This window comes from Microbacterium sp. HMWF026, from assembly GCF_003061325.1.
GTDB lineage: Bacteria > Actinomycetota > Actinomycetes > Actinomycetales > Microbacteriaceae > Microbacterium > Microbacterium testaceum_E.
Genome location: NZ_QAJB01000473.1, coordinates 1 through 4,176 on the forward strand (window position 1 = coordinate 1; position 4,176 = coordinate 4,176).

At 68.2% G+C, this 4,176-nt stretch carries 4 protein-coding genes; all 4 read right to left on the reverse strand.

Translation table 11 applies throughout. From position 1 onward, the window contains the following. Window positions 1–1,214, reverse strand: a 1,214-nt coding sequence (locus DBR36_RS17095; RefSeq protein WP_375136093.1) for an HAD-IC family P-type ATPase, incomplete at its 3' end; no start/stop codon positions are given. Then, entirely contained in the window at window positions 1,211–3,517 is a 2,307-nt protein-coding gene (locus DBR36_RS17100; protein ID WP_108320879.1) for a cation-translocating P-type ATPase, read from the reverse strand. The genes DBR36_RS17100 and DBR36_RS17095, both read right to left, overlap by 4 nt. Then, the gene (locus tag DBR36_RS17105; protein WP_058233654.1) at window positions 3,514–3,837 is read right to left on the reverse strand and encodes a cation transporter; all 324 of its coding nucleotides are present in this window, start codon (window positions 3,835–3,837) and stop codon (window positions 3,514–3,516) included. Before DBR36_RS17105 ends, DBR36_RS17100 begins: the two co-directional genes overlap by 4 nt. A gap of 28 nt (window positions 3,838–3,865) precedes the next feature. Further along, window positions 3,866–4,147, reverse strand: a complete 282-nt coding sequence (locus DBR36_RS17110) for a metal-sensitive transcriptional regulator (protein WP_058233655.1) — start codon at window positions 4,145–4,147, stop codon at window positions 3,866–3,868. Window positions 4,148–4,176: the final 29 nt, after the last annotated feature.

Here is a 4,176-nt window from a genome sequence, read left to right on the forward strand (position 1 = left end):
GTGCCGGTCTTGTCGAACAGCACCGTGTCGACGGTGCGCATGCTTTCCAGCGCGAGACGGTCCTTGATCAGAACACCGCCGCGCGCGGCACGCTCCGTGGCGATCGACACGACGAGCGGGATCGCCAGTCCCAAGGCGTGCGGGCAGGCGATGACCAGAACGGTGATGGTGCGGATGACCGCTTCGTCGGGGAATCCCACCAGGGACCACACCAAGGCGGTGACCGCGGCCGCGCCGAGCGCGAACCAGAACAGCCACCCCGCAGCACGGTCCGCGAGCCGCTGCGCGCGAGAGGAGGAGTTTTGAGCCTCAGTGACGAGCTTTTGGATGCCCGCGAGGGCGGTGTCCTGCCCGACCGCGGTGATTTCTACGCGAACTCCGGAGTCGGTGGCGACCGTGCCGGCGACGACCTGATCGCCGTCGCCGCGGCGAACGGGGCGGGATTCTCCGGTGATCATCGACTCGTCCATGCTGGCCGAGCCCTGCACGATCCGCCCGTCCGCGGGAACCCGCCCACCGGGGCGGACCACAACCACGTCACCGACCTGCAGCTCAGCGGGGGCGACGGTGACGGTGGTTTCCCCGTCCACCTTCTCGGCCTCGTCGGGCAGGAGCGCGGCGAGGGAGTCGAGGGCGGAGGTGGTCTGGGCGAGGGATCGCATCTCGATCCAGTGCCCGAGAAGCATGATTACGACCAGCAGCGCCAGCTCCCACCAGAAGTCCAACTCGTGGTGCAACAGCCCGAGGCTTGCCCCCCAGGACGCGAGGAACGCGACGGTGATCGCGAGGGCAATGAGAAGCATCATGCCGGGCTTGCGGGCGCGCAGCTCGCTGACGGCGCCGGTAAGGAACGGGGCGCCACCCCAGACATACATGACGGTCCCGAGAATCGGGGACACCCATCCCACCCACGCCGCGTCCGGCAGCGGGTAGCCGATCAGCATCGAGAACATGCTGGAGAAAGCCACGACCGGCACCGCGAGAACCAGCATGATCCAGAACAGCCGCCGGAACCGGGCGACGTGATCACCGTGACCGGCGTGACCGCCGTGGTCGGCGTGACCGTGCCCGGCGTGCCCCGCCGCAGGTGCCCGATCATCCGTGCCGTGCGGGTGGCCCATCGCTACGTGGTCGTGTACTGCCGTTGCCGCCGGAGCGTTGTGGCCCTGGTGGTTCGTGCGGGCCGAGTGGTTGTGATGTTCGTGCTGGCTCATGGGAGCCTCCTTCGCTGGGTGCGCCGCCACGGCGCACGATTCAGGTTCGGTTGGGGCATGGGAGTGCGGGCGATGTGCACGGGTGCCGGCTCGGGGCGGAACCGGCGCAGCCGGAGGCTGTTGGTCACGACGAACACCGACGACAGCGCCATGGCCGCCGCGGCGACGAGCGGGTTCAGCAGCCCGGCCATGGCGATCGGGATGGCGGCGACGTTGTAGGCGAAGGCCCAGAACAGATTGCTCTTGATGGTGCGGAGGGTGCGGCGGGAGAGTCGGATCGCGTCGGCCACGACGGTCAGGTCGCCGGAGACGATCGTGATGTCACTGGCGGCGATCGCCGCGTCCGTGCCGCCCCCCATCGCAAGGCCGAGGTCGGCTGCGGCGAGGGCCGCGGCGTCGTTGACGCCGTCACCGACCATTGCGACCACGTGGCCATCGTTTTGGAGCCGGCGGATCACTTCGAGCTTCCCGGCGGGGGTGACGCCGGCGTGCACGTCGGAGATGCCGACCTCAGCGGCGATCCGTGCGGCCGTGGTGTCGTTGTCGCCGGTGAGGAGCACCGGGCGCAGCCCGAGTGCGCGGAACAGTGCGATGGCGGTCGAGCTGGTCGGCTTCACCGTGTCCGCCACGCCGATCGCGCCCAGGTACCGCCCGTCGCGGCCGACCGCGATTGCGGTACTGGTACGAGCGAGCGTGTTCAGCTCCGCTGCGGCCTCCGACGGTGGGTGGATGCCCCACTGCTCGGCCAGCCAGGAGGCGCGGCCCGCGACCACCGCGGCGCCGTCCACGATCCCCTGCACACCGAACCCGGCGTGCGAGGCGAAGCTGTCCGCATATGCACCAGGCGCGGTGGCGGTGATCGCGCGGGCGACGGGATGCTCGGAGCCCGCCTCGACCGCAGCGGCGACCCGCAGCAGCTCGTCCCGGGTGACACCAGGGGCGGGGTGAACGGTGGTGACGGTCATCTTGCCGGTGGTCACGGTGCCGGTCTTGTCGAGCACGATGGTGTCGACGGTGCGGGTCTGCTCCAGCACCTGCGGTCCACGGATCAAGATTCCCAGCTGCGAGCCCCGGCCGGTGCCCACCAAGAGGGCGGTGGGGGTGGCGAGGCCAAGCGCGCACGGGCACGCGATGATTAGTGTCGCGACCGCGGCGGTGAACGCTTGTTCCAGCGATGCCCCAGCGATCATCCAGCCGACGAAGGCGGCGGCGGCAAGTCCGATGACGATCGGGACGAACACGGCCGACACCCGGTCAGCGATGCGTTGCACCTTGGCCTTGCCGGTTTGGGCTTCCTCCATCAGCCGGCGCATGCGCGCGAGCTCGGTGTCGGCGCCGACCCGGGTGATTTCTACGGTGAGGCGGCCGCCGACATTCACCGTCGCTCCAACGACACGCGACCCAGTCGTCACCTCGACGGGGACTGATTCTCCGGTGAGCATGCTGGCATCGACGGCGGAGGCACCATCGATCACCAGCCCGTCGGAGGGAATCTTCTCCCCCGGTCGAACGAGCACAGTGTCTCCGACCGACAGCTGCGCGACCGGCACCATCCGTTCGGCGCCGTCGACGAGCTGCGTGGCGTGCTTCGCGCCCATCTCCAGCAGCGCCCGTAACGCCTCCGACGATGATTTCCTCGCGCGCGCTTCGGCATACCGCCCGGCCAGGATAAAGACGGTGACCAGCGCGGCCACTTCCAGATAGATTTCGTGGCCCCCGGCCTGCGGGGTACCGACGAGGGTGAACGTCATCGTCATGCCGGGCATGCCTGCGCCACCGAAGAACAGCGCGTAAAGGGACCACCCGAATGCGGCGATGACGCCAACGCTGATGAGGGTGTCCATGGTCGCCGCGCCGTGTCGGGCGTTGACGGCCGCGGCCCGGTGGAACGGCCACGCGCCCCAGACCGCCACCGGGGCGGTGAGAGTGAGGGCAAGCCACTGCCAGTACTCGAACTGCAACGCCGGGACCATCGACAACACTGCCACCGGCAGCGACAGGGCGGCACTAATCAGCAGACGCCGCCGTAGCGCCCCGACCTCGCCGTCCTCTCGGTTTGGGGTGTTCTCATCGATATCACCGCTCGGTGGCGGTGCGGGGAGAGCCGCCTGGTACCCCGCGGATTCGACGGCGGCGATCAGGGTGGCAGGGTCGACGTCGTTCCCGCGAACACGTGCTTTTTCGGTGGCGTAGTTCACCGTTGCTTCCACACCGGGAAGCTTGTTCAGCTTGCGTTCAATCCGGGTCGCACACGACGCGCATGTCATCCCGGAAATATCGAGTTCGACGTCGACCGCGCTCATGCGGGTGCGCCGGCCAGGGTGTAGCCGGCCTCCTCCACCGCGGCCCGCACTGCGGCGGCATCGATCGGGGTCAAGCTGTGGATGGTGACGCGCGACGTACCGCCGGCGTTGAGGTCTACCGTGACATTCTCGACACCGTCGATCGCAGTCAGCTCCTCCGTGACGCTCGACACGCAGTGCGAGCATGTCATTCCGGTCACCAGGACGTCTTCTGTCACCGTCGCCGCGGTGGACGCGGGTGCGTCTGTCGCTGCGGACGTGGCGCAGCAAGCGCAGCCGGCGTTGGTGTCTTTCAGGCCGAGGTCGATGCGGTCGGTCATGATTTGCTCCTCTGGGGTCGGTGCGGGATCAGGAACGGACGAGCCGTGCAATCGCGTCGTTGGCCTCACGAATCTTCTCTGCGGCAACCTGGCCGCCCTCTGCGCTCGCCTCCGCGACGCAGTGGCGGAGGTGATCCCCGAGCAGGGATAGAGCAACCGTCTCCAAAGCCTTCGTCGCGGCGGAGACCTGCGTAAGGATGTCGATGCAGTACTTGTCTTCATCGACCATTCGGGCGATCCCTCGTACCTGACCCTCGACGCGACGCAGCCGCTTCTGGAGGTCGTCTTTGTTGCCCTCGTATCCGTTCACCTAGATACCATACCCCCCTAGGGTATGTA